Origin of the sequence: Streptomyces sp. TLI_185 (genome assembly GCF_003814765.1) — a bacterium.
Lineage (GTDB): Bacteria > Actinomycetota > Actinomycetes > Streptomycetales > Streptomycetaceae > Streptomyces.
Window position 1 is genome coordinate 2,746,015 of the sequence record NZ_RKRB01000001.1, and the last position, 23,860, is coordinate 2,769,874.

At 69.9% G+C, this 23,860-nt stretch carries 27 protein-coding genes; 8 read left to right on the top strand and 19 right to left on the bottom strand.

The window, feature by feature from the left end; translation table 11 throughout:
- Window positions 1-337: 337 nt before the first annotated feature.
- Window positions 338-1,783, bottom strand: a complete 1,446-nt coding sequence (locus EDD92_RS12425; RefSeq protein ID WP_123964354.1) for an alkaline phosphatase PhoX — start codon at window positions 1,781-1,783, stop codon at window positions 338-340.
- Window positions 1,784-2,095: 312 nt separating this feature from the next.
- Between EDD92_RS12425 and EDD92_RS12430 the strand changes: the two genes are divergently transcribed.
- From EDD92_RS12430 to EDD92_RS12440, 3 genes are all read left to right on the top strand, one after another.
- Entirely contained in the window at window positions 2,096-2,335 is a 240-nt protein-coding gene (locus EDD92_RS12430) for a hypothetical protein (RefSeq protein WP_260326520.1), read from the top strand.
- Between the two features lie 73 nt (window positions 2,336-2,408).
- On the top strand, window positions 2,409-3,569 hold the full coding sequence (locus EDD92_RS12435; protein ID WP_260326521.1) for a S1 family peptidase: 1,161 nt from the start codon (window positions 2,409-2,411) through the stop codon (window positions 3,567-3,569).
- Window positions 3,570-3,606: 37 nt separating this feature from the next.
- Window positions 3,607-4,053, top strand: coding sequence for a hypothetical protein (locus tag EDD92_RS12440; RefSeq protein WP_123964355.1), 447 nt, complete (start codon window positions 3,607-3,609; stop codon window positions 4,051-4,053).
- 59 nt (window positions 4,054-4,112) lie between these two features.
- Here the strand turns inward: EDD92_RS12440 and EDD92_RS12445 are convergent, their stop codons facing one another.
- On the bottom strand, window positions 4,113-5,558 hold the full coding sequence (locus EDD92_RS12445; protein WP_123964356.1) for a hypothetical protein: 1,446 nt from the start codon (window positions 5,556-5,558) through the stop codon (window positions 4,113-4,115).
- Between the two features lie 278 nt (window positions 5,559-5,836).
- Here EDD92_RS12445 and EDD92_RS12450 point away from each other — a divergent pair, with 278 nt between their 5' ends.
- Window positions 5,837-7,663 (top strand): endonuclease/exonuclease/phosphatase family protein, encoded by a 1,827-nt coding sequence (locus EDD92_RS12450; RefSeq protein WP_123964357.1) that lies wholly within the window; start codon window positions 5,837-5,839, stop codon window positions 7,661-7,663.
- An 18-nt stretch (window positions 7,664-7,681) separates the two neighbouring features.
- Here the strand turns inward: EDD92_RS12450 and EDD92_RS12455 are convergent, their stop codons facing one another.
- The 6 genes from EDD92_RS12455 to EDD92_RS51070 all read right to left on the bottom strand — a co-directional run bounded on the left by EDD92_RS12455 (window position 7,682) and on the right by EDD92_RS51070 (window position 10,948).
- Window positions 7,682-8,416, bottom strand: a complete 735-nt coding sequence (locus EDD92_RS12455) for an SRPBCC domain-containing protein (RefSeq protein WP_123964358.1) — start codon at window positions 8,414-8,416, stop codon at window positions 7,682-7,684.
- 14 nt (window positions 8,417-8,430) lie between these two features.
- Window positions 8,431-9,027 (bottom strand): helix-turn-helix domain-containing protein, encoded by a 597-nt coding sequence (locus EDD92_RS12460; protein WP_030933455.1) that lies wholly within the window; start codon window positions 9,025-9,027, stop codon window positions 8,431-8,433.
- 84 nt (window positions 9,028-9,111) lie between these two features.
- Window positions 9,112-9,636 carry a DUF3618 domain-containing protein gene (locus EDD92_RS12465; RefSeq protein WP_123964359.1) on the bottom strand — a complete coding sequence of 175 codons (525 nt, stop codon included), beginning with the start codon at window positions 9,634-9,636 and terminating at the stop codon, window positions 9,112-9,114.
- The gene (locus EDD92_RS12470) at window positions 9,633-10,052 is read right to left on the bottom strand and encodes a phage holin family protein (protein WP_123964360.1); all 420 of its coding nucleotides are present in this window, start codon (window positions 10,050-10,052) and stop codon (window positions 9,633-9,635) included. The genes EDD92_RS12465 and EDD92_RS12470 overlap by 4 nt, the downstream gene beginning before the upstream one ends.
- A gap of 72 nt (window positions 10,053-10,124) precedes the next feature.
- Window positions 10,125-10,817 (bottom strand): hypothetical protein, encoded by a 693-nt coding sequence (locus EDD92_RS12475; RefSeq protein WP_123964361.1) that lies wholly within the window; start codon window positions 10,815-10,817, stop codon window positions 10,125-10,127.
- The gene (locus EDD92_RS51070; RefSeq protein WP_260326522.1) at window positions 10,814-10,948 is read right to left on the bottom strand and encodes a hypothetical protein; all 135 of its coding nucleotides are present in this window, start codon (window positions 10,946-10,948) and stop codon (window positions 10,814-10,816) included. The genes EDD92_RS12475 and EDD92_RS51070 overlap by 4 nt, the downstream gene beginning before the upstream one ends.
- Before the next feature lie 177 nt (window positions 10,949-11,125).
- On the opposite strand from EDD92_RS51070, the gene dapA reads away from it, so the two are divergent.
- On the top strand, window positions 11,126-12,022 hold the full coding sequence (dapA, locus tag EDD92_RS12480) for a 4-hydroxy-tetrahydrodipicolinate synthase (RefSeq protein WP_185123997.1): 897 nt from the start codon (window positions 11,126-11,128) through the stop codon (window positions 12,020-12,022).
- A gap of 5 nt (window positions 12,023-12,027) precedes the next feature.
- On the opposite strand, the gene EDD92_RS12485 is transcribed toward dapA, so the two are convergent.
- Together EDD92_RS12485 and EDD92_RS12490 are read right to left on the bottom strand one after the other, a co-directional pair.
- A complete protein-coding gene (locus tag EDD92_RS12485) occupies window positions 12,028-13,248 on the bottom strand; it encodes a WD40 repeat domain-containing protein (protein WP_123964363.1) in 1,221 nt (406 codons plus the stop codon).
- Entirely contained in the window at window positions 13,245-13,814 is a 570-nt protein-coding gene (locus EDD92_RS12490; RefSeq protein WP_123964364.1) for a SigE family RNA polymerase sigma factor, read from the bottom strand. The genes EDD92_RS12485 and EDD92_RS12490 overlap by 4 nt, the downstream gene beginning before the upstream one ends.
- 116 nt (window positions 13,815-13,930) lie before the next feature.
- Here EDD92_RS12490 and EDD92_RS12495 point away from each other — a divergent pair, with 116 nt between their 5' ends.
- Window positions 13,931-14,434: a hypothetical protein gene (locus EDD92_RS12495; protein ID WP_185123998.1), complete on the top strand. Its 504-nt coding sequence runs from the start codon at window positions 13,931-13,933 to the stop codon at window positions 14,432-14,434.
- 34 nt (window positions 14,435-14,468) lie between these two features.
- On the opposite strand, the gene EDD92_RS12500 is transcribed toward EDD92_RS12495, so the two are convergent.
- The 3 genes from EDD92_RS12500 to EDD92_RS12515 all read right to left on the bottom strand — a co-directional run bounded on the left by EDD92_RS12500 (window position 14,469) and on the right by EDD92_RS12515 (window position 17,773).
- On the bottom strand, window positions 14,469-14,897 hold the full coding sequence (locus EDD92_RS12500) for a hypothetical protein (RefSeq protein WP_123964366.1): 429 nt from the start codon (window positions 14,895-14,897) through the stop codon (window positions 14,469-14,471).
- A gap of 362 nt (window positions 14,898-15,259) precedes the next feature.
- Window positions 15,260-16,249: a 2,3,4,5-tetrahydropyridine-2,6-dicarboxylate N-succinyltransferase gene (dapD, locus tag EDD92_RS12505; protein ID WP_123964367.1), complete on the bottom strand. Its 990-nt coding sequence runs from the start codon at window positions 16,247-16,249 to the stop codon at window positions 15,260-15,262.
- A gap of 249 nt (window positions 16,250-16,498) precedes the next feature.
- Window positions 16,499-17,773: an MFS transporter gene (locus tag EDD92_RS12515; protein ID WP_399185401.1), complete on the bottom strand. Its 1,275-nt coding sequence runs from the start codon at window positions 17,771-17,773 to the stop codon at window positions 16,499-16,501.
- A gap of 101 nt (window positions 17,774-17,874) precedes the next feature.
- Between EDD92_RS12515 and EDD92_RS12520 the strand changes: the two genes are divergently transcribed.
- Window positions 17,875-18,762 carry a winged helix-turn-helix transcriptional regulator gene (locus EDD92_RS12520; RefSeq protein ID WP_123964370.1) on the top strand — a complete coding sequence of 296 codons (888 nt, stop codon included), beginning with the start codon at window positions 17,875-17,877 and terminating at the stop codon, window positions 18,760-18,762.
- 281 nt (window positions 18,763-19,043) lie between these two features.
- On the opposite strand, the gene EDD92_RS12525 is transcribed toward EDD92_RS12520, so the two are convergent.
- Together EDD92_RS12525 and EDD92_RS12530 are read right to left on the bottom strand one after the other, a co-directional pair.
- Window positions 19,044-19,592, bottom strand: a complete 549-nt coding sequence (locus EDD92_RS12525) for a TetR/AcrR family transcriptional regulator (protein WP_123964371.1) — start codon at window positions 19,590-19,592, stop codon at window positions 19,044-19,046.
- On the bottom strand, window positions 19,592-19,912 hold the full coding sequence (locus EDD92_RS12530) for a multidrug efflux SMR transporter (protein WP_399182673.1): 321 nt from the start codon (window positions 19,910-19,912) through the stop codon (window positions 19,592-19,594). The genes EDD92_RS12525 and EDD92_RS12530 overlap by 1 nt, the downstream gene beginning before the upstream one ends.
- A 224-nt stretch (window positions 19,913-20,136) precedes the next feature.
- Between EDD92_RS12530 and EDD92_RS12535 the strand changes: the two genes are divergently transcribed.
- Window positions 20,137-20,967 (top strand): AbfB domain-containing protein, encoded by an 831-nt coding sequence (locus EDD92_RS12535; RefSeq protein WP_123964373.1) that lies wholly within the window; start codon window positions 20,137-20,139, stop codon window positions 20,965-20,967.
- Window positions 20,968-21,027: 60 nt separating this feature from the next.
- Here EDD92_RS12535 and EDD92_RS12540 read toward each other — a convergent pair whose 3' ends face one another.
- From EDD92_RS12540 to sufC, 4 genes are read right to left on the bottom strand one after another with little or no spacing between them, the layout of a single operon-like run.
- Entirely contained in the window at window positions 21,028-21,360 is a 333-nt protein-coding gene (locus tag EDD92_RS12540; protein ID WP_123964374.1) for a metal-sulfur cluster assembly factor, read from the bottom strand.
- Window positions 21,357-21,824: a Fe-S cluster assembly sulfur transfer protein SufU gene (sufU, locus tag EDD92_RS12545; protein ID WP_030933411.1), complete on the bottom strand. Its 468-nt coding sequence runs from the start codon at window positions 21,822-21,824 to the stop codon at window positions 21,357-21,359. Before sufU ends, EDD92_RS12540 begins: the two co-directional genes overlap by 4 nt.
- Before the next feature lie 16 nt (window positions 21,825-21,840).
- Complete coding sequence (locus EDD92_RS12550) at window positions 21,841-23,097, bottom strand: cysteine desulfurase (RefSeq protein WP_123964375.1); 1,257 nt, start codon at window positions 23,095-23,097, stop codon at window positions 21,841-21,843.
- Window positions 23,094-23,858, bottom strand: a complete 765-nt coding sequence (gene sufC / locus EDD92_RS12555) for a Fe-S cluster assembly ATPase SufC (RefSeq protein ID WP_099927979.1) — start codon at window positions 23,856-23,858, stop codon at window positions 23,094-23,096. The genes EDD92_RS12550 and sufC overlap by 4 nt, the downstream gene beginning before the upstream one ends.
- Window positions 23,859-23,860 lie beyond the last annotated feature (2 nt).

The following is a 23,860-nucleotide window of genomic DNA, read 5'->3' on the forward strand; positions in this document are numbered from 1 at the left end:
GAACCCGGGTCGATGACGGGATTCGAACCCGCATGAGGGCTTTCCCCCACCAGTCCCCTGAAGTATCCGCTGCCTGCGCACCGGGCACCCACCTTGAGCTGCGCCTCCCCGAGATCAAATGGTTCGCACCGGGAGGTGCAATGAAGTTGTGGTGTCCAGAGTTCAAGGTCGGCGGAACCGACGTAGGTGCTCTAACCCCTGAGCTACACCGGCGCGTTGTACCGGTGGCGGGACTCGAACCCGCGGCCGCCCCATTATGAGTGGAAGTAGGTCCTGCCTTCGCACCTGGACGTTCATCACTGTAGGAGGCGTGCCGCGGGGTGAGCGACCGAATTAATTACCCGCGCTTCTGGCGCTTCCACGGCCCGGTGATCGCCAGCATGATCCCCGGCTCCTGAATGTTGGCGAACAGCGTGCGGCCGTCAGGTGAGAAGGTGACGCCGGTGAACTCGCTGTATTCGGGCTCCTCTTCGGTGCCGATGTTGAGTTCGTTGCGGGCGATCGGGTACGTGCGGCCGCTGTCGGTCGCGCCGAACAGGTGCTGGATGCCCTCGCCGTCCTCGGCGATGACCAGGCCGCCGTACGGGGAGACCGTGATGTTGTCCGGGCCGTCGAAGTTGCCGTCCGCGTCCGGGTTCGGGTTCACCCCCAGCAGCACCTTCAGGGTGAGGGTGCGGCGCTTGGGGTCGTAGAACCAGACGGCGCCGTCGTGCTGCACGGGGCTCTCGTCACGGGCGTAGGAGGAGACGATGTAGGTGCCGCCGTCGCCCCACCACATGCCCTCGAGCTTGCGGGCGCGGGTGACCTGGCCGGCGGTGAACTGCTTGCGGACGGAGGTCGTCTTCGCGTCGCGGTCCGGGACGTCGACCCAGTCGACGCCGTACACGGTGCCGATCTTCGTGGCGCGGGAGAGGTCGTCGACGAACTTGCCGCCGGAGTCGAAGCACTTGAAGGCCTGGAGGACGCCGGCGTCGTCGGCGAGGGTGCGGAGCTTGCCGCGGCCGTGGCAGAAGCCCTCCGGCGGGGTCCAGCGGTAGAGGAGGCCGTTGGGGGTCGCCGCGTCCTCGGTGAGGTAGAGGTGGCCGCGCTTCGGGTCGACCACGACCGCCTCGTGGGCGTAACGGCCCAGCGCCTTGATGGGCTTGGGGTCGTGGTTGGCGCGGCGGTCGGACGGGTCGACTTCGAAGACGTAGCCGTGGTCCTTGGTCATGCCGTTCTGGCCGGCCTTGTCCTCGGTCTCCTCGCAGGTGAGCCAGGTGCCCCAAGGGGTGTTGCCGCCCGCGCAGTTGGTGGCGGTGCCGGCGATGCCGACCCACTCGGCGACGTGGTCGCGGCGCACCTCGACGACCGTGCAGCCGCCGGATGCGGCGGGGTCGTAGACAAGGCCTTCGGTGAGGGGGACGGGGTACTTCCAGTTGGCGCGCGGGCCCTTGAGCTCGTGGTTGTTGACGAGGAGGGTGGCGCCGCGGGGGCCGTCGAAGGTGGAGGTGCCGTCGTGGTTGGAGGGGGTGAACTCGCCCGACTCCAGCTTGGTCCTGCCGCTGTAGGTGATGATCCGGTACTTGAAGCCGGCGGGGAGGGCGAGGATGCCGTCCGGGTCGGGGATCAGCGGTCCGTAGCCGACGCCGCCGTGGGCGCCGGCCGACTCCTCGCCCGCTTCCTCGGTGTCCGTGGACGCAAGGGCGTTCGGGGCGGTGGCGAGGGCGCCGACGCTGCCCGCCAGCGCGACACCGGCACCGGTGATCGCGGATTTTCTGGCGAAGTCCCTGCGGGTGAGCGACATGGTGTCTCCTGTGACGGTGGGTGTGCCGTGGAGGGTGGCGGACCTCGGGTCGGCGTCACCGTCCCGCCCGTGCCTGAACGGGAGTTGAACACGGGGCGACGTCACCGGGCCCTCTTCCATGAATCCGTATGCACTCGCCCAGCAGCGTCAAAAATCCCTGGGGTCCGGGAAATTGGTCGGAAAATTCTTCGTAAACAAGGTCAATAGGTACGGATCGGGTCGAAATTCGTGATTCATTTCAGATTGCCTTGACTCTGCCTGCCCCGGGACATAGACAGGAAGAGCACACCACCCGAAGGGGAGGCGAGCCCGATGGACGCAAAGCGGGTGAGTCGCCTCCACGAAGGCCGGCTCATGAAGCTGGCCCATGTGAGCGGAGTCGGCACCGGGAGGGACGAGCACTCGGGACAGGACGTGATCATCGTCTTCGTCACCCGGAAAGTGCCCCGTGACCGGCTCCTTCAAGAAGACGTGGTTCCGGACGAGCTCGACGGCGTACCGGTGCGCGTGCTCGCGATCGGTGAAGTGAGCGCTCAGGAAGGCGACTTGTGAGCCGCTGAGCGCTGAGTCACCGCGCCGCGGCCCGTAAGGAACCCAGAGCCGAAAACTGAAGAGGTGGTCTGGCGTGAGCCAGCCCGAAATGATGCGAGGACCGACTGGTGGTCAGCTGAGTGACAGCTCCCGCCAGCAAGCGAATTCAGACTTCCTGCGGCCGCAGTCGCCGCTGGCCAACGTCGTCGGCTTCGGCCACGGCGTGAAGTGGATCGACGGACAGGCCACGGGCGAGGCAGCCGTGCTGGTGTTCGTGACCCAGAAGGTTCCGGAGTCCCAGCTTCCCGAGCGGGATGTCATCCCGCGGGTGATGGACGACGGCACCCCCACCGACGTAGTCGCGGTCGGTCATGTCGCCGCGCAGCGTCAGCAGCAGCGCAGGACCTCGGGCCGCTCCGAGGACCGCGGTGCCTCCTACCAGCCCGACGGCAGTGTGGCCGAGCAACTCGCGGGCCTCTCGCAGCCGTTGCTGGAAGAGCTCAGCGGACTCGGACAGTTCGAGCCGCAGCTCCTCAAGCGCCGTATGCGCCCGTCCCCTTCCGGCTTCTCGGTCGGCAACGTACGGGTGACGGCCGGCACGTTGGGCAGCGTGGTGTACGACTTCCTGCCGGGCGCCACCGTCGACCCCCCGGGGCCCGGCCTCGGCACACCGTCGAAGTTCTATATCCTCTCCAACAACCACGTGCTGGCCGACTCCAACCGAGCACAGCTGGGCAGCCCGATCCTGCAGCCCGGAGTGTTCGACGGCGGCACGGACCCGGCGGACCGCATCGCGACCCTGGACCGGTTCATCACGATCCAGTTCGCGCCGCAGATCCCGGTGGAGCGCCACAACAACGTGGTGGACTGCGCGCTCGGCGCCGTGGAGTTCCAGGACGCCACCCGTGAGCAGTACTTCAGCGGTACGCCGCGCGCCTGGCGGCGCAAGGCCAACGTCGCGGTCGGCGACCTGGTGAAGAAGACCGGCCGTACGACGAACATCAGCTTCGGCCGGATCATCGCGGTCGACGCCACGATCGACGTCAACTACGGCACGGCGGGAACGGCCCGGTTCAAGGACCAGGTCCTGACCACGAGCATCTCGGCGGGCGGCGATTCCGGTTCGCTGGTGACCTCCCTCGACAACGTCGCGACGGGGCTGCTCTTCGCGGGCTCCTCGGTCGTCACCGTGGCCAACCACATCGAGAACGTTCGCGCCCTGCTGCGGGTGGAAATCGCCGAGCAGCTGGCCTGACGGTCACTCAACACCCGCACGGGAAGAGGGAATCAGCATGACCACCCAGGCCAAGCGGCAGAAGAGCCAAGCCGGCTCCGAACACCGCTTCCACAATCCCCAGGGCGCGGAAGTCAAGACGCGCGACGAGGCGTTCGCCTCACAGCAGGACGTGTCCGACGAGGCGGTCTCCACGTCCGCCAAGCTTGAGCTGCACAACGGCGCCGTCACCTTCGGCATCGAGGTGAAGTTCAACCCCAACACCCATCCGTACGTAGTGACAGGTGGCCAGATCACCTCCGGCATCTGCGGTGCTCCGTGGGACATCACCGGCGGCTTCGTCGGTGACACGTTCCGCCTGGACGCGAAGCGGACGGGCTCGGGCACATGCGCCAACACGATCACCATCGTCGGCGAGTTCCAGAACCCGCCGGCGTACCGGGGAACGTACGGCTTCAACGGTGCGACGTCGTCGTTCAAGCACACGACGATCTACCACTGCTGAGGCGGTGAACGACTGAGCGTTGTGGCGGGGAGGTCAGCGACCTCCCCGCCACAACGACGTCAACTCCCCTGCTGCGAACGTGCCTTGAAGGCAGCCTTCCGTGCTTCCTTCGCGATGCGCTTGTCGGGGTGCAGCCGTCCCATGGCCTCCAGTACGTCCGCCGTCGCGGGGTGGTCGACCCGCCAGGCTGCCGCGAAGAAGCCGCCGTGCTGGGCGGCCAAGCCCTGTACCAGCGCCCGCAGTTCCTCGGAGTTGCCCTCGGCGGCCAGCTGGGCGGCGATCGTGTCGATGGTCAGCCAGAAGATCATCGCCTCGGACGGGGCCGGCACGTCCGGTGCGCCGTGCTCGGTCAGCCAGACGCGGGCGAGTCCGCCCAGCTCCGGGTCGTCGAGGACTTCGCGCAGGGCGGGTTCGGCCTCGGTGCCGACCAGGGACAGCGCCTGCTGGCAGCGCAGCCGGCGCAGGGGCGCGCCGGCGTCCGCGCCGCGCGCAGCGGCCAGCAACTCCCGTGCGGCGGCGAGGGGTTCGCGGCGGGCCAGCCACTGTTCGGTCTCGGCCTGCGCGGCGGCCTGGGGGAAGGCGGCCGTGCCGTCGAGCAGCGCATCGGCACCCTTGTCCACGAGGTCGCCGACCGCGGGCGCCGTGACCCCGGCCTCCAGCAGCCGTGCCCGCAGCCCGTACAGGCCGAGGGGGGTCAGCCGCACCATGCCGTAGCGCGAGACGTCGGTGTCGTCGGCCCGGGCGGCGGGTTCCTCGGCAGCGTCTTCGGGCTCCGCCATCAGTGCCTCGTCGACCGGCTGGTACTCGACGAGTCCCACCGGCTCCAGCAGCCGGAACTGGTCGTCGAGCCGCATCATCGCGTCGGAGACCTGCTCCAGGACGTCGTTGGTGGGCTCCCCCATGTCGCTGGGGACGATCATCGACGCGGCAAGGGCGGGCAGCGGGACGGGCCCGTCGCCGGGGCCGTCCTCGCTGACGGTGAGCAGGTACAGGTTGCCGAGGACGCCGTCGAGGAACTCGGCCTCCGCCTCCGGGTCCCACTCCAGCCGGGAGAAGTCGATCTCGCCGGTCTCGTCGAGGGCTCCTTCCAGGTCGTCGAGGTCGGGGACGCTCGCGTCGGCGAGCACCATCTCCAGGGCCTCCTGCCACACGGCCAGCACCTCGTGCGGCGAGCCCTGGGTGAGCAGTGCCAGGTCCTGCCCGGCGGCGACGGTGCCCTCGTCGTCACCTTCGGAGTCCGCGATCTCGACGAGCCCGGTGTCCACGGCGACCCGCCAGGCCTCGCTCGCGAAGGCCGCGGCGTCGTCCCCGCTCAGCCCGAGCAGCTCGGCGGCGGCCGGCAGCTGCTCCTCGACGAGCCCGCCCCCGGCGTCGATCCGGGTGTCCGGCCCGGCCCAGCGGGCGAGGCGCGCGGCCCGGGAGAGCAACGGGGTGGCCAACGCGTCCCGCGCCAGCTCCGCTTCGGGATGCAGCCGCACCGGCGGCAGGGGGGAGCTGTCTGACATCGGCTGGTTCTCCTAGGGCGTGTCGTACCACTCAACCGCTCAGCCTAGACGGATTTCCACCCATGCCGCCCGGTTCATCTCCCGGACCCGGTCCGTACATGGCCGAAACCTTGACAACTGGCGTGAGTACGCAGGAGATTGACGCGCGTAGAAACGAAGCGGACACATGTTCACTGTATTTTCTACGCGCGTCGCCACCGCCCCACAGGTCGCGGCCTCCGACCGTCCCACGCACCACCCTCGTCCCGGCGCCCACGCACGTCCCCGGAGGGATCCCGTTGCCGAGCAAGTCTTCCGCGCGTCTCGCCGCGCTCACTGTCGCCGCCGTCTGTTCCGCGGCGTCCGCCGTCGCCCTGACCTCGCCGGCGCACGCCGACTCCGTGCGCATCCATGACATCCAGGGCAGTACGCGCATTTCTCCGTACGCCGGCCAGAAGGTCACGGACGTGGCCGGAATTGTCACCGGCGTGCGCACCTACGGCTCCTCCAGAGGCTTCTGGATCCAGGACCCGAACCCGGACGACAACCCGGCCACCAGTGAGGGCATATTCGTCTTCACCAGCTCCACCCCGAAGGCCACCGTCGGTGACTCCGTCACGGTCACCGGCACGGTCTCCGAGTACGTCCCGGGCGGCGCCTCGTCCGGCAACCAGTCGGTCACCGAGATCACCAAGCCGACGATCACCACCGTCTCCACCGGCAACGCGGTGCCGGCGCCGACGGTGATCGACGCCAAGTCGGTGCCCGTGCGCTACACCCCGGCGGGCGACACCGCCGCGAGCGGCTCGATCAACGGCCTGGCGCTGCAGCCGTCGACGTACGCCCTGGACTACTACGAGTCCCTGGAGGGCATGAACGTCCAGGTCGCCGACGCCCGTGTGGTCACGGCCACCGACCCGTACTCCGAGCTGTGGGTCACGGTGAAGCCGCACGAGCACCGCACCCAACGCGGTGGCACGCTGTACGGCTCCTACGACGCGCAGAACACCGGCCGCCTGCAGATCCAGTCGCTGGGTGCGACGGCCGACTTCCCGAAGGCGAACGTCGGCGACACGCTGACCGGCGCCACGGCCGGCCCGCTGGACTTCAACCAGTTCGGCGGCTACACGCTGGTGGCAAGCTCGCTGGGCACGCTGAAGAGCGGCGGTCTGCAGCGCGAGACGACGCAGAAGCAGTCGCGCGGGGAGCTGGCGGTCGCGACGTACAACGTCGAGAACCTCGACCCGTCCGACAAGACCTTCGACGCGCACGCCGCCGCGATCGTGAACAACCTGCAGTCGCCCGACATCGTGTCCCTGGAGGAGATCCAGGACAACAACGGTGCGACGGACGACGGCACGGTCGCCGCCGACGCGACGGTGAACAAGCTGATCGACGCGATCGTCGCGGCGGGCGGCCCGAAGTACGACTGGCGCTCGATCAACCCGGTCAACGACCAGGACGGCGGCGAGCCCGGCGGCAACATCCGCCAGGTGCTCCTGTTCAACCCGGAGCGCGTGTCGTTCGTGGACCGCGCGGGCGGCGACTCCACCACCGCGGTGGGCGTCACCAAGGTGCACGGCAGGGCGCAGCTGACGGCCTCTCCCGGCCGTATCGACCCGGCGAACGAGGCCTGGAAGTCCAGCCGCAAGCCGCTGGCCGGCGAGTTCGTCTTCCGTGGCCGCACGGTCTTCGTGATCGCCAACCACCTGAACTCCAAGGGCGGCGACCAGGGGCTGACCTCGCAGTACCAGCCCCCGACGCGCAGCTCGGAGACCCAGCGCCACGCCCAGGCGACGCTGGTCAACGCGTTCGTCAAGAGCATCCTGGACGTCCAGAAGAACGCGGACGTCATCGCCCTCGGCGACATGAACGACTTCGAGTTCTCCGACACGGCCAAGATCCTGGAGGGTGACGGCGAGCTCTGGTCGGCGATCAAGTCGCTGCCGAAGAGCGAGCGTTACACCTACGACTACCAGGGCAACCAGCAGGTCCTGGACCAGATCCTGATCAGCCCGTCGATCCGGCGGTCCTGCAAATTCGAGTACGACAGCGTGCACGTCAACTCGGAGTTCAACGACCAGATCAGCGACCACGACCCGCAGGTGCTCCGCTTCCGCCCGTAACGGGCGGGCCGCCCCTGCTCAGGACTGGCTGAACACGCCGTTCAGCCAGTCCTGCCAGGCGGCTTCGCACTCCTTGATGTCGGCGCCCGGGGTGAAGTCGTGCAGGGAGATGCCGACCGGGTGACCCCAGTGGTTGCGCCCGAAGATGCGGGTGAGGCCGCGGTCCGTGCGCAGCCCGATGAAGTACGGGTTGCGGAAGTCGACCACGGCGTCGAACTCGTCGGGTCCCCGGACCGTCACCCGGGTGCCGGCGGCCATGTCCTCGCCGACACCGAGCGCCTGCCCGACGACAGTGAGGGCGTCGGCGGCCTTCGAGGTCTCGGGCCCGTCGAAGGTGGCGAAGGCGGCCGGCCGGGGCGCGAAGTGGACCAGGTACTCGCGCAGGGTGTGCAGATAGAAGTCGGTGTGCTTGGCGGCGCCGTCGTACTGGTTGTCCCAGTCGTCGACGAAGATGCCGCTGTGCACGTACCGCACCCAGGCCCGGCGGCCCTCGTCACGTGGTTCCACGGTGTAGTCGAGCTGGTTGAGGGTCTGCTCGGAGATGCCCTCGACGTCCTCGACGCGGTTGGTGTAGCGGTGCGGCGGGTCCCAGGCGGTGACCTTGGACCCGAAGGGTCCCTTGCCGCCGACCCGGGGCTCCGGCGGCTCCATCGGCCACAGGTACCCACCGGTCCCGGTGGTGATCGCCTCCCACACCTCCTCCGGAGTGGCGTCGACCTCGAACTCGCGGGCGATCTCGAATTCCTTGGACATGGTGGGGCTCCTGCCTAGTCCTGCTCGGTTGCCTTCAGGGTGGGATGGACGGCCACGACGATCCGGTGATCGCGCCCGCCTTCGGCGTCGGGAGCGTCGTACTTGCGGATCAGTGCGGTGACGCCGGCCGTCAACTCCTGGACGAACGCGGCCCGTTCGGCGGCGGAGGCGAAGCGCACCTCACCGTCCAGCGCATACGTGGCCAGCCGTTTGCGGGCCTTCGCGGCACCGGTGATGAGCGAGCCGACGTCCCGCACGAGGCGGGCGCCGAGCGCGAGCAGCCAGCGCGCGGACAGCTGATCCCGGAAGCGGTCCGGGTCCGGCTGTACGGCGGCGAGCGCGAGCGGTGAGATGACGTACGACGCCGCGGTCGCCTGCATCAGCCGCTCGGTGACATTGCCCTTGCGGCGCTCACCGGCCAGCTCGACCAGGCCGTGCCGCTCCAGCGCCTTGAGGTGGTAGTTCACCTTCTGCCGCGGCAGGCCGACCTGGCCGGCCAGCATCGCCGCCGACGCGGGTCCGGCCGCCAGCTCGGCGAGCAGTCTGGCCCTGATGGGGTCCAGTGAGACGGCGGCGGCCTCGGGGTCCTCGATCACGGTGACGTCCAGCATGCGTCCACCGTCCCACCGAAAACTTTTTTTGTCCAGAAGACTCAGATTTTCGGTGGGACGGGGCCAGGGGCAGGACGGTTCTCTTTACCGCTTGGGGTACCTCCAGCCCACCACCACGACAAAGGCCAGCGCCGCTCCGATGACCAGCGCGGGCCGCGGATGCCGTACTGCCGCCCTGACGACGGGGCCGGCGGGCCAGGGGACGTCGTGTTCCGCCCTGTGCTGCAGCGTGTGTCCCGTCCGGGTGGCCCTGTCCTGGGCGGCATGGCCCGCCGTCAGAGCCCGGTCGTGCACCTGGTGACTGGCCCTCGTCGCCCTGTCCTGCACCTGGTGGCCCGCCTGCGCGGCCCTGTCGTGCACCATGTGCCCCGTCTGCGTGGCCCGGTCCTGGACCGCATGGCCGGCGTGCGCGGCCGTGCTGCGCAGTTGCACGGTCATGGCGCTCGCCTTGTCCCTGAGGTCGGCCGCACGGGCCCGGGCGCGTCCCTTCACATCCATTTTCTCCGCCAACTCCTCCACTGTCGCGCCGAGTTGACTGCGCGTCTGCTCGATCTGCCGCCTCAGCTCATCGGGTCCCTTGGCGCCGGTCGGCCCTGCCCTGTCCGTCATCGGTGCACCCTTTCCCTGATCTCCTCGACATCGGCCCGGACGCTGACGAGCGTCTCCTCGGGCGTCGGCGGCACAGCGCGGCGCAGCTGGGCGCGGCCGGTCACGGCCAGCACGCCCGCGATCACGAACAGCACAGCGGCCACGATCAGCGCCGCCGCCCAGACCGGCAGTGTCAGCGAGAGGGCGGCGACCGCCGTGCCGGCGAGGGCGAGCAGCCCGGCGTAGCCGAACGCGCCCGCGGCGCCGAGCAGTCCGCCACCGCGCCCGGCGCGCCGGCCCTTGGCGGACAGCTCCTCCTTGGCGAGGGCCACTTCCTGTCGTACGAGCAGGGAAAGCTGTTCAGTGGCCTGTCCGACGAGCTCGCCCACCGAGCGGTGTCCGTCGCGCACCGGCTGGGGGTGCATGGTCCCGGTCACGGGGTCGCCTCCTCTCGCGTTCCTCTCGGCTTCCTCCGTTCGGAACACTCCGGGTACCCCTGCCGACCTCCGCTACCCCTGCCTGCCACCGCCCGGCCCGCGCTCGCCGAGCCGGCCGAGCTGGGTCTGGAACCAGTCGAGCCGGGCCTGCAACAGGGCTGCCTCGGCGACGAGTTCGGGCACCCCGAGCCCTTCGGGCACCGCGAGGTCCGCCGCCGGCAGCGCGGCGCCGCTGCCCGCCACGACCCGCAGCCCCTCCCCGGCCAGCCGCGCGAAGGAGGCGAGCGAGACGGACGTACGGCCGCGGACGCAGCCCGCGCAGGAAGGGGCCAGCGCGCGCCAGCCGGGCCGGCCCCAGCCCGCGTCGGCCAGGGCGGCGGCGACCGTGCCGCACACGCAGGGGCCGACCGTGACGGTCCGCACCCGCTGGCGGGCGCAGCGGAAGCCGCGCTCGAAGCGGATGTAGCGGCCGAGGACCAGGACCTCCAGCAGGACGGCCGCCCGGTGCTCGGCCGTGCACAGCAGCGCCTCGGCCGCCGTGCGGTCGTGCACGCAGTGGAAGCCGCAGTCGCAGCGGCGGTGCGGTGCCCGGTGGCTCAGACCGTAGACACAGGACGCGTCGGCCAGGACTCCGTACGGCAGCGCGCCGCCCAGCGACACACCGGTGAACCCGGCCCGGGTGCCGTCCTGGGACAGCACCGGGTGGGCGATCTTGTATCCGGTCGGCGGCTCCGTCGGGCGTTCCTCCGGAAGCCGCAGTCTCATCGGGCCGCCGGAACCTCTTCGCGCGCGGACGCCTCGACGTCCTTGGTCTCCTCGGGCAGTTCGAGCTCTTCCTCATGGGTCTGCGGCTGTTCCTCCGCGACGCCGGTGGCCAGTGCCTTGCCGAGCTTCATGACGCCTCCATGGGCCGATGCCGATGACCGTCACGACCATGCTGACCCATGGCGGGCGAAATGGACATAGGGCCTGGAGGGTCATGGCGCCTCACCAGCCGCACCACAGCAACACTTATCAATATCTCGTAGAAGAATTAAGTGGAGCTTCACTATCGGCCCGCCGAGACTGAGAACATGACAACTGACGCCCCCGCCGCCTTCGGCCGTGCCCTCTGCGCGATGATCACCCCCTTCACCGAGGAGGGCGCGCTCGATCTCGACGGGGCGCAGCGGCTCGCCGACCACCTGGTCTCCCGGGGGTGCGAGGGTCTGGTGCTCTCCGGTACGACGGGCGAGTCGCCGACCACCACGGACGCCGAGAAGGCGGCACTGGTCGAGGCGGTGCGGGAGGCGGTGGGCGGCCGGGCGTCGGTCGTGGCGGGCGTCGGCACCTTCGACACCCGGCACACGGTGGAGCTCGCCCGGGAGGCCGAAAAGGCGGGCGCGGACGGCGTGCTGGTGGTCAGTCCGTACTACAGCAGGCCCCCGCAGGACGCGCTGGAGGAGCACTTCCGGACGGTCGCGGACGCGTCCGGGCTGCCGGTCGTGCTGTACGACATCCCGGGCCGCACCGGTACCCGTATCGAGTCCGACACGATGATCCGGCTCGCCGAGCACCCCCGGATCGTGGCGGTCAAGGACTGCTCCTACGACTTCCTCGCCGCCCAGAAGGTGCTGGCCCGCACGGAGTTGGCGTACTACGCGGGCTGCGACGAGCACAACCTCGCGCTGTACGCGGTGGGCGGCGCGGGCTACATCAGCACGGTCGCGAACGTGGTTCCGGAGCAACTCCGCGCGGTCATAGACGCGTTCGAGGCGGGCGACACCCCCGTGTCCGCCCGCCTCCAGCAACGCGCCGCACCGCTCATCGAGTTGATGATGTCGGCCGGTCTGCCCGGCACCGTCACCACGAAGGCGCTCCTCAACGAGCTCGGCCTGCCGGCGGGAACCGTCCGTGCCCCGCTGCGGCCCGCCGGCCGCGAGGCGGTGGCCGGGCTGCTGGCCGCCTACGAGGAGTGCGTGGCCGGCTGACCAGGTCAGCGCTGGGCGAAGACGGGCTCCCAGCGTCCGGCGCCCCCGTCGTTGCCCAGCCTGAAGCCACTGAGGGGCACCTCCTTGTTGCTGCCGATGGTGACCAGCACCAGCCGGTTGTGGAACTCGTTCTTGACGTCCTTGTCGATGTCCCAGGCGATGAGCCGGTCGTTGCCGACCCAGGCGAGCAGCTGCTGCCCGCGCACCTTGGTCTTCTTGCCGGTGTAGGCGTCGACGATCCAGGAGGCGGTCTTCCATCCCTCGCCGGCGAAGTCCCCGGCGACCAGCCTGCCGTTCGGCGACTTCCCGGCGTCGACGAACCACTCCAGGTACTTGTAGCCGGCCGGCGCGGAGACCTTCCTGCCCGTGAGGTCCCAGAACTCCTTGCCGATCTCACCGCTGGGGTTACCGGCCCAGACATGCCGGCCGTCGTCGGTGAGGGCGAAGTCCTGGCGGGAGTTGATCATGTCGAGGGAACCGGGACCGCCGCCCGCGTCGACCTGGCTCCACCGCGCCTTCCCGGACGCCACGTCGACGACGTAGAAGCCGGTACGGCGCGAACCCGTCTCCACGGTCACTTCGCCGCCCCCCTTCAGCTTCTTCGGGATGGGCTGGAGGTCCGGGTTCTCGCTGTAGGTCGTCGCGACGAGCTTCCGGCCGTCGCGGGAGAACCCGAGCCCGCCGACCCCGTGGTCGACCTGGACCCATCGCTTCACCTCGCCGGAGGCCAGGTCGAGCAGGCCGATGCGCGAGGCGGGCAGATCACGCTCCAGGACGGCAGCGGTCGCCGAGCCGGGCGCGACGGCGACCCAGGACCACTTCGGGGACTTCTCGTACTTGCCGGTCTTCGGGTTCAGCAGGTAGTAGGTCCGCTCGCTGACGGCGGTAGTCCTGGTCTTCTTGACCGTCTGCGAACTGTAGTACGCGGCCAGGGTCGTTCCCCCGGCAGAGATCAGATCACGCGGCGGCGACTGGTCGGGGTGGGCCCTGGTCTTCTTCTGGTCCACGACGTCCGACGGACGGACGTCCTTCTTGCCGGAGTCGAGCAGCGGTACCGCAATCCCTACGGCGACCACGGCCGCAGTGGTGAGGGCGGCGGCCGCGATCCTGCGGGTACGGCGGCGCCGGCGGACGGCCAGGACACGGTCGGCGAACCCCGCTGCCGCCGGGTGCTGTTCGGCGGCCTGCTCGCGCAGGGCGTCGCGTACGAGTTCGTCGACGTTCACGGACGCACCTCCACGGGTGAGTAGTCACGGGACGGCTGCTGTCCGGCGTCCGCCGGGCCGAGGGCGGCGAGCTCGGGCGACAGGGCGCGCAGGCGGGCGAGGGAGCGGTGGGTGGTGGACCGTACGGTGCCGACGGAGCAGCCCAGCAGGCGGGCCACGTCGGCCTCCGGCAGGTCCTCGAAGTAGCGCAGCACCAGCACGGTGCGCTGACGGGCGGTGAGCCGGGCGAGCGCCTCCCGCATCACGACGCGCAGCTCGGCCGCGGCGGCCGTGTCACCGGAATGCGCCAACTGCCCTCCCCCTTCGGGCGGTTCGGCGACGCTGACCTCCCGTCTGCGCCACTTCAGCCGCCAGCGGCTGACCTGCTGGCGGTACAGGATCCGGCGTACGTACGCTTCGGGCTCGTCGATCCGCTGCCACTTCCCCGCCGCCTTGACGAGCGCGTTCTGCAGCAGGTCCTCGCCGGCGTGCTGGTCTCCCCCGCAGAGCAGCACGGCCGTCTTCAGCAGAGCCGACGACCTGCTGTCCACGAACTCGCGGAAGCTGTCCAGCCCTTCGGCATTCATCGTCACCTTCTCTTCCCCGGCGGCTGCCTCTGTGCCCGCCCCCGTACCCCTTGTGACGCCTCTGGCCGCCCGCGGCTATGCCTGCCGGACGAAGAATTTTTCCGTACGTTGTTGCTGTGAGCCGCCCTTTGCTGTTCCTCGACGTCGACGGCCCGCTCAACCCGTGGGCCGCACAGCCGGAACGCCGTCCCGAGGGGTATACGACGATCAGGGTGGCCCTGCACCCCGGCCGGCCCCTGCGGGTCTGGCTGAACCCGTCCCACGGCCCGGCCCTGCTCGCCCTCGACTACGACCTGTGCTGGGCGACGACCTGGATGGACGCCGCCAACCGCTGGATCGCCCCGGTCGTCGGCCTGCCCGAGCTGCCCTATGTGGACTTCGGCGCGGGCCTGTTCGCGCTCAGGCCGGACGGGGTGCACTGGAAGACGGAGGCGATCGTGGCGTACGCCGACGACCGCCCGTTCGCCTGGGTCGACGACGAACAGAGCCCGGCGGACGAGGAGTACGTGGCCGCGCACCACACGGGCCCCGCGCTTCTGCACCATGTCAGCCCGCGGCTGGGGCTGCGCGAGGGGGACTTCGCCGCGCTGGCGGAGTTCGCGGCGGCCATGAGGGCATGAGGCCTGACGGGGCGGCCTCATGCCTGCGGCACTGTCAGAAAGTGCCGGGGATGGAGAGGGTGATGCCGTTGGTGGTGTCGGTGACCGAGACGTTGGTGAACTCGACGGTCATCGGCGGGCTGCACTCGGGCTTGAAGGTGGCCGTCACCGACAGGGTGAATTCGGCGAAGCCGTTCCGCACCTGGAACGAACCCGAGCTGCTCACGGACTCCTTGTTGACGGCGTGCGGGTGGTGGCCGCCACCGTTGATGCAGAGCGCAGTGGCGCTCAGGGTGTCCGTGACCGTGAGTTCGTCACCGAGCCCGGCCTCCTTGCCGCTGACGGTGAGCGTGTCGCCCGAGCGAGTCGCGGTGGTTGCGTTTTTGATGAAGTGCGGGCTGTCCGCATAAGCGGGCCCCGCAAGCAGCGACACGGCGGTCATCGCCGTCGCCGCGGGAAGCAGGAACAGTGCACTCCGTCGCATGCTTCGTCGCATGGGGAATCGCCTCGTTCGCAGTGCATCTCGAAGTGTGGATGTGCCCGAAGGCGTCGGCCGGATGTCCGGCCACATGAACCCCGCCCTTGGCTGCTTCGCGCGCTGCGGAGGGCCGCGCTGCCGGGGCACGACGGGACGCCGAGGCGCCAGAGGCCTCGGCGTACCCCTGCAGGTGCCCGTGCGCAGCCCCGCGACGCCGTTCCCGATCAAGTCCGCCACCTCCCCTGGCAGCGCCTCGGGGTCACGGAGGCGTCCCGGGAATGACCCGGGGAAATACCCCGTAAGGGGGCGTAAACGACGTTACGCCCCCCTATGGGGTCTGCAAACCGGGCGGCGGCTGCCGCCGGTGATCAGTTGTGGCTGTGCAGGATCTCGTTCAGACCGCCCCAGACCGCGTTGTTCGGGCGGGCCTCGACCGTGCCGGTGACCGAGTTGCGGCGGAAGAGGATGTTGGAGGCGCCGGAGAGTTCACGGGCCTTGACGATCTGCCCGTCGGGCATCGTCACGCGGGTGCCCGCGGTGACGTACAGCCCGGCCTCGACGACGCACTCGTCGCCGAGCGCGATGCCGACGCCCGCCTCGGCGCCGATCAGGCAGCGCTCGCCGATGGTGATGCGGACGTTGCCGCCGCCGGACAGCGTGCCCATGGTGGAAGCGCCGCCGCCGATGTCGGAGCCGTCGCCGATCACGACACCCGCGGAGATACGGCCCTCGACCATCGACGTGCCGAGCGTGCCGGCGTTGAAGTTGACGAAGCCCTCGTGCATGACGGTGGTGCCCGCGGCGAGGTGCGCACCGAGCCGCACCCGGTCGGCGTCGGCGATACGGACGCCCTTGGGGGCGACGTAGTCCGTCATGCGCGGGAACTTGTCGACGGAGGTCACCTGGAGGTGCAGGCCCTCGGCGCGGGCGTTGAGCCGCACCTTCTCGATCTCGTCGACGGCGACCGGCCCGAGGGAGGTCCAGGCGACGTTGGGCAGCAGGCCGAAGATGCCGTCCAGGCTCTGGCCGTGCGGCTGGACCAGGCGGTGCGAGAGCAGGTGCAGTCGCAGGTAGGCGTCGTGCGTGTCGATCGGCTTCTCGTCGAGCGAGGAGATGACCGTGCGCACCGCGACGACCTCGACACCCCGGCGGGTGTCCGTCCCGATCGCCTTCGCCGCACCGTCCCCGAGCAGCTCCACGGCCTTCTCCGCGGACAGCCGCTCGGTCCCGGCCGGACCGGCCTGCTCGCTCAGCGCGGGCGCGGGGAACCAGGTGTCGAGAACAGTGCCGTCGGCGGCAATCGTGGCGAGCCCGGCGGCCACGGCGCCGGTGGTGCGAGGAGCAGTCGTGTCGGTCATGAGGGCAACCTAACCGCCCAGACCCCACCCAGGCCAACCGATGCCCCACCCGTCTCAGGTAACGGGCGAGTACTCCCCATCCAGCCGGTCTCGGACAACACACGGGCACCCCGTCCGGCCCGCCTCGGACATCGGCCGGGTGCCCCTATCCAGCCCGTCTCGGACAACGGACGAACGCCCCACCCAGCCCGCCTCGGACAACGGACGAACGCCCCACCCAGCCCGTCCGGCGTTTGAGGACGAGGCCGTTCAGGCCGAAGGGGGGTCTGGGGGCGCAGCCCCCAGCGGGGCCGAAGGGGCAGCGCCCCTGGGACGGGACGGGTAGGGGCGGCGGGGGCGAGAAACCTCTGCGGCGGCGGACACAGGGCCACCAGCCCGGCCCCCGGCCAGCAGCACCGCACCCCCAGCCACCACCCCCACCCCCGCACACACCGGCCACAACACCCCCGGCGCCGCCTCATACAGCACCCCACCCAACGGCGCAGCCAACACCACCCCACTGATCGACACCCCCGCATACAGCGACTGAAACCGCCCCAGCACATGCTCCGGCGCCTGATCAGCGACATAAGCCGTAGCGGTCGTCTTGTACAGCACCTCCCCCAACGTCAGCAGCCCCATCATCACCACCGCCGCCCCCACCCCGGCCCCCACCAGCAACACCCCGTACCCCGCACCGACCAACAGCAGCCCACTCCCCACGATCCGCAACGGCGACCGCCGCCGCAGTACCACCGCCACCGGCAGTTCCAGACACAGCAACACCCCACCGTTGATCGCGAGCAGCGCCCCGTACACCCGCGCATCCATCCCGTGGTCGGCGAGAAAGACGGGAAACGTGGAGTACTGCTGCCGGTACACGACGTCGACGACCAGGATCGCCGGCAGCAGCACCAGCACAGCGGGCCGAGCCCGAAGCGCCGCCCACACCCCGCCCCGCTGCGAATGCCCCGCCCGCCCCCGCCCGGCGGCCCCTCGCGCCGGCACCACCCGCGCCGTCCAGCACGCCAGCCCAAGGCTCCCGAGCCCCTCCGCCACGTACAGCCAGTCGTACGAGAAGCGCGTGGCGACCAGCGCCCCGAGCACCGGCCCCAGCGTGAACCCCCCGTTCGCCGCGGCCCGCACCACCGCGAACGCCTGCCGCCGCGCCCCCTCCGGCACGATGACCGCGACGAGCGCGGAGTTGGCCGCACGCTGCACCCCGGACGCGTACTGGGACAGCGGCAGTGCGGCGAACAGCAGGGAGGTCGGCAGCAGCGGTACGGCGGCCAGGACCAGCCCGGACACCGCGGCGCCCGCGAGCAGCACCCGTCGGTGCCCGAAACGGTCTCCGTACCAGCCGCCGGTGAAGTTCCCCGCGACCAGCCCGGCCCCCGCGACGCCGCTGAGCAGGCCCGCCTGGCCGGTGCTGAGCCCCCGCGGCCCGGTGAGATAGAGGAACGTATAGGCGAAGCTCACGCTCACGACCATGTTCACGAAGGTCCCGGCGGCCAGCAGCCAGACCGTCCGCGGCACTTCTCGCAGACCTCGCACTCGTCCCCCCAGTGAGTTCCTTTTAGGAACTTACTATGAAGGCATGACAATCTCAGGTCAACCACGACCTGTGCACGAAGGGACGGGAAGCCATGGCCCGCAGGACGAGCCTGGAGGACGCCACCTGCGCCATCGCACAGGCCCTGGACGTGGTCGGCGACTGGTGGACGCTGCTGATCGTCCGGGACGCGGCACGCGGGGTGCACCGCTTCGACGCGCTGCAGGCCGAACTCGGCGTGTCCAGAAAGGTGTTGACCGAGCGGTTGCGCCTTCTCGTCGAGGCGGACGTGCTCTCCCGGGTGCCGTACCAGGAGCGCCCGGTCCGCCACGAGTACCGCCTCACCCCGCGCGGCCGTGCCCTGCTCCCCGTCCTGATCGCCCTCCAGGACTGGGGCGATGCCTGGGTCCTGGGCGACGGGAGTACGACGGCCACGACGGCGGAGGCGTCCGCGGAAGCCCAGCGGGTGCACGAACTGGTCGGCGACCGGATCCCCGAGCTCCTGCTCCCGGGCCACACGGGCGGATTGCTGGACCCGGTCGCCGCCGACAGCCCGTACACGGTCCTGTACTGCTTCCCCGGCGCCTATGCCCGCGCCGACTCCTATCCGCCGGGCTGGACGGACATCCCCGGCACGCCCGGCTGCACCCTGGAGTCCTGCACCTACCGCGACCGGCTGGCCGAGTTCACCGCCGCGGGGGCTGCCGTGCACGGTGTCTCCACCCAGCGCCCGGACGAGCAGCGGGCGTTCGCGGAGAAGGAGGGGCTGCACTTCCCGCTGCTGTCGGACGCCGGCCTGTCGCTCATCGCCGCACTGCGGCTGCCGACGTTCCGCGCGGCGGGGGCCAGCCGGCTGAAGCGGCTCACGCTGGTCGTCGACCGGGAGCGGGTCGTGCGGGAGGTGCAGTATCCGGTGACGGACATCGCCGGGAGCGTGGCCGCCGCCCTGACCACGGTCCGGCGTCTCGCCTCGGAGGAATGACTCGGGCGGCCCGCGCTCCCCTCGTGACGCGGAGCGAGTCGCCGCCGAGGACCTTGTCGCCCTCGACCAGACACGTGGGGGATCGCTTTGAACCGCGACCGGCCCGGCGAGGGCAGGACGGGCGGGAGCGCCCGGCAGCGGTCTCGACGGGATGGCCGGCGGGGTTCCCGCCCGGCGGGAGCTCGAGGGCACGGTGGAACGAGGCCGGTTCCTGGGGAGCCGGAGGGTTCACGGTGTCCAGGAAGGCATGCGCACCGCAGACGAGCACGGGCGGCGCCGGCTCATGAGCGGGGCGGGGGAATCATCCGCGCCAGCACCTCGCGCGCGTACCCCTCGTCGTAGGGCGCCCCCGTCAGCAGCACCTGCAGACAGATGCCGTCCATCAGCGCGACCAGGGCCCGGGCCGTCACCGGGTCGGTGTGCCGGGCGATCTGTTCGGCCACGCCCTCGGCCCACTCGGCGGCCACCGGGCGCAGGGCGGGGCGGCGCAGGGCCGCGAGATAGAGCTCGTACTCCAGCTCGACGCCGGTGCGGTCACCCGCGAGCCACTCGCCCAGACAGCCCGCGAGTTCGGCGGCCAGGTCGGTCTGCGGATCCTCCAGACCGCCCCGCGAGGCGACCACCTCGGCGAAGCCCTCGCTCGCCTGCCGTAGCGCGGCGACCATCAGCTCGTCGAGGGTCTTGAAGTGGTACGTCGTCGAGCCGAGCGGCACGTCGGCCTCGGCGGCGGCGGAGCGGTGGCTCAGCCCGGTCAGGCCCTTCTCGCCCACCACCCGGATCGCCGCGTCGATGATCCGCTGCCGCCGGTCGGGGTCGTAGCGGCGGGGCATCAGTGCGCGCCTCCCAGGTTGAGCACCACGACCCCGACGATGATCAGCCCGATTCCCACGGCCTTCGGGACGGTCATCCCCTCGCCGAGGAAGAGGATGCCGATGGCCACGATGGCCGCGGTGCCCAGGCCGGCCCAGATCGCGTAGGCCGTGCCGACCGACATGCTCTTCAGCGTCTGGGCGAGCAGCCAGAACGAGACGCCGTATCCGGCGAGCGTCAGCACGGACGGCCACAGCCTGGTGAAGCCGTGGCTGAACTTCATGGCGGTGGTACCGCCCACCTCGGCGGCGATGGCCGCGAGGAGCATCAGGAATGCCATGTGTACTAGCGTACACAATGATGCGTACGACCGTACACAACGGCGCACCGACACCGGAGGATCCGTAGCCCCTCATTCCACATGAGGAGGTTCAATTTTCATGGAAATCGCTCGCTGAAACGACTCCCCGCGATCTCTCCGCTCCACTAGGGTTTCACCGCTCACACACCTCACCCTCACCTCACCCCCGGCCGCCGCCTCGGGCGCCGCTGGAGAAACAGCGCATGCCAGAAACCACCCCCGAGCCGCCCCGGAACCAGCCCTGGGAGAACGGCTGGACCCCCGACACCTCCCGAGCCCCGGGAACCCGAAGACTCTGGCTGGCCGGCGCGCTGGCCCTGTCGACGATCGTCGCGTGCGCCACGGCGATAGCCGTGATGGACAGGGACTCCGACCGTCCGTCACAGGCGTCCGGAACCCCGCCGTCGGCCGTCGCCGAAACGCCCCCCGGCCTGATCTCCTTCGCCACTCCGTCCACGGACGGCGTCACGACGCCCGCCGGGAAGGGCGGCCCGTCGTCCGCGCAGGCCAGTACGTCCCCCTCGCCCGGCCCGCACGACTCGGCGGCCGGCGGCAGCAAGCCGTCGAAGTCGCCCAAACCCGACGCGAGTTCGCCGAGCCACTCGAAACCGTCGGCCACCTACAGGTCCGTGCAGTCGGTGAACTACCCCGACCGCTACTGGCACGTGAGCGGCGACTACGTGAAGCTCGACCCGATCGCCTCTGCCGCCGGCCGGCGGGACGCCACCTTCAAGGTGGTCAAGGGCCTGGCGAACTCGTCCTGCTACTCCTTCACCACGTCCGACGGCACCTACCTCCGCCACCGCAACTTCCTCCTGCGCTCCGAACGCAACGACGGTTCCTCCGTGTTCGGACAGGACGCGACCTTCTGCCCGCGGACGTCGGCGTACTCGGGTGCCGTGATGCTGGAGTCGGTGAACTACCCGGGCCGCTTCCTGCGGCATCAGAACTTCCGGCTGAAGCTGGATCCGTTCCAGAACAGCTCGCTGTATCTGGCGGATTCGGCGTTCCGGTTCGTGGCCGGACTGGCCTGAAAACACGGCAACGGCGACGCCCTCAGGACGTCGCCGTTGCCTTCAACCGGTGGGTGGACCTCAGACGTTGAACCCGAGCGCCCGGAGCTGCTCCCGCCCGTCGTCCGTGATCTTGTCGGGGCCCCACGGCGGCATCCACACCCAGTTGATGCGCAGTTCGCTGACGAGGCCGTCCGTGGCGGACTTGGCCTGGTCCTCGATGACATCCGTCAGCGGGCAGGCCGCCGACGTCAGGGTCATGTCGAGCGTCGCGATGTTCGCGTCGTCGATGTGGATGCCGTAGATCAGGCCGAGGTTGACGACGTCGATGCCCAGCTCGGGGTCGACGACGTCGTACAGCGCCTCACGGACCTCTTCCTCCGAGGCCGGCTTCGTCTCAACGGTCTCGCTCATGCCGTCTTCCTTTCGGCGTCGGCTCCGCCCAGGGCCTGGGCCGTCGCGTCCTTCCACGCCATCCAGCTGAGGAGGGCGCACTTGACCCGGGCCGGGTACTTGGAGACGCCGGCGAACGCGACCGCGTCCTCCAGCACCTCCTCCATCGCGTCGTCCGGCTCGATCCGGCCCTTGGACTGCATCAGCTCCAGGAAGGTCTCCTGGATCTTCTGGGCGTCCGCCAGGTCCTTGCCGACCAGCAGTTCGTTCAGGACGGAGGCCGAGGCCTGGCTGATCGAGCAGCCCTGGCCCTCGTACGAGACGTCCTCGATCTTCGTGCCGTCGTACTTCACGCGCAGGGTGATCTCGTCGCCGCACGTCGGGTTCACGTGGTGCACCTCGGCGTCGCCATCCCGAAGACCACGCCCGTGCGGGTTCTTGTAGTGGTCCAGGATGACTTCCTGGTACATCGAGTCCAACTTCACGGTTTCAGCACGCCCTTCAGCCGAAGAAGTTCCGTACGTGCTCCAGTCCGTCGACCAGAGCATCGATCTCGGCCGGCGTGGAGTACAGATAGAACGACGCTCGCGTGGTCGCAGGAATTCCGTAGCGGAGGCAGACGGGCCGCGCGCAGTGGTGGCCGACGCGGACCGCGATGCCCTGCTCGTCGAGGACCTGGCCCACGTCGTGCGGGTGGATGTCGCCGAGCGTGAAGGAGATCGCCGCGCCGCGGTCCTCGGCCGTGGTCGGGCCGATGATCCGCAGGTCCGGGACCTCGCCCAGCTTCTTCACCGCGTACTCCGTCAGCGCGTGCTCATGGGCCAGGATCTTGTCCATGCCGATCGACTGGAGGTAGTCGATCGCCGCACCGAGGCCGACCGCCTGGGCGATCGGAGGCGTACCCGCCTCGAACTTGTGGGGCGCCGGGGCGTACGTCGAGGAGTGCATCGACACCGTCTCGATCATCTCGCCGCCGCCCAGGAAGGGAGGCAGGTCCTCCAGCAGCTCCTGGCGGCCCCAGAGCACGCCGATGCCGGTCGGACCGCACATCTTGTGGCCGGTGAAGGCCACGAAGTCGGCCTGCAGCGACTGCACGTCCAGCGGCATGTGCGGGGCGGCCTGCGAGGCGTCGATGCAGACCAGCGCACCGACCTCCTGGGCACGGCGGACTATCGCCTCGACCGGGTTGACCGTGCCGAGGATGTTCGACACCAGCACGAAGGAGACGATCTTCGTCTTCTCCGTGATGACCTCGTCGATGTTCGACAGGTCGAGACGGCCGTCGTCGGTCAGGCCGAACCACTTCAGCTTCGCGCCCGTGCGCTGCGAGAGCAGCTGCCACGGCACGATGTTGGAGTGGTGCTCCATCTCCGTGATGACGATCTCGGTCTCGTGGTCCACGCGGTAGGGCTCGTCGGCCCAACCCAGCATGTTCGCCACGAGGTTGAGCGACTCAGAGGCGTTCTTGGTGAAGATCACCTCGTCGCGGCTGGGCGCGTTGATGAACGACGCGACCTTGTCCCGCGCGCCCTCGTACAGCGCCGTGGCCTCCTCGGCGAGCACATGCACACCGCGGTGGACGTTGGCGTTGTAGCGCTCGTAGTACTCGTTCAGGGCGTCCAGCACCTGGCGCGGCTTCTGCGAGGTCGCCGCGTTGTCCAGGTACACGAGCTTCTGCCCGTCGTGGACCTGGCGGTCCAGGATGGGGAAGTCCTTGCGGATCGCCTCAGTGTCGAGGAGGCCCGGCAGCAGTGTCACGCGGATGCGCCACCCTTCGTGTATGCCTCGTAGCCCTCGTCCTCCAGCTTGTCGGCGAGCTCGGCGCCGCCGGACTCGACGATGCGACCGCCGGAGAAGACGTGGACGTAGTCGGGCTTGATGTAGCGCAGGATGCGCGTGTAGTGCGTGATCAGCAGGGTGCCGACCTCGCCGGTCTCGCGGACGCGGTTGACGCCCTCGGAGACGACGCGAAGGGCGTCGACGTCGAGGCCGGAGTCGGTCTCGTCGAGGATCGCGATCTTCGGCTTGAGCAGTTCCAGCTGGAGGATCTCGTGGCGCTTCTTCTCACCGCCGGAGAAGCCCTCGTTGACGTTGCGCTCGGCGAAGGACGGGTCCATGGAGAGGCGCTCCATGGTCTCCTTGACCTCCTTCACCCAGGTACGCAGCTTGGGGGCCTCGCCGCGGATGGCCGTGGCGGACGTACGGAGGAAGTTCGACACGGAGACGCCGGGAACCTCGACCGGGTACTGCATCGCGAGGAACAGGCCCGCACGCGCGCGCTCGTCGACGGACATCTCCAGGACGTCCTCGCCGTCGAGGGTGACGGTGCCGCCGGTGATCGTGTACTTGGGGTGGCCCGCGAGGGAGTAGGCGAGGGTCGACTTGCCGGAGCCGTTGGGGCCCATGATGGCGTGCGTCTCGCCCTGCTTCACGGTCAGGTCGACGCCCTTGAGGATCTCCTTCGTGGCGTTGTCGGCCTCGACGGTGACGTGCAGGTCGCGGATTTCAAGCGTTGCCATGG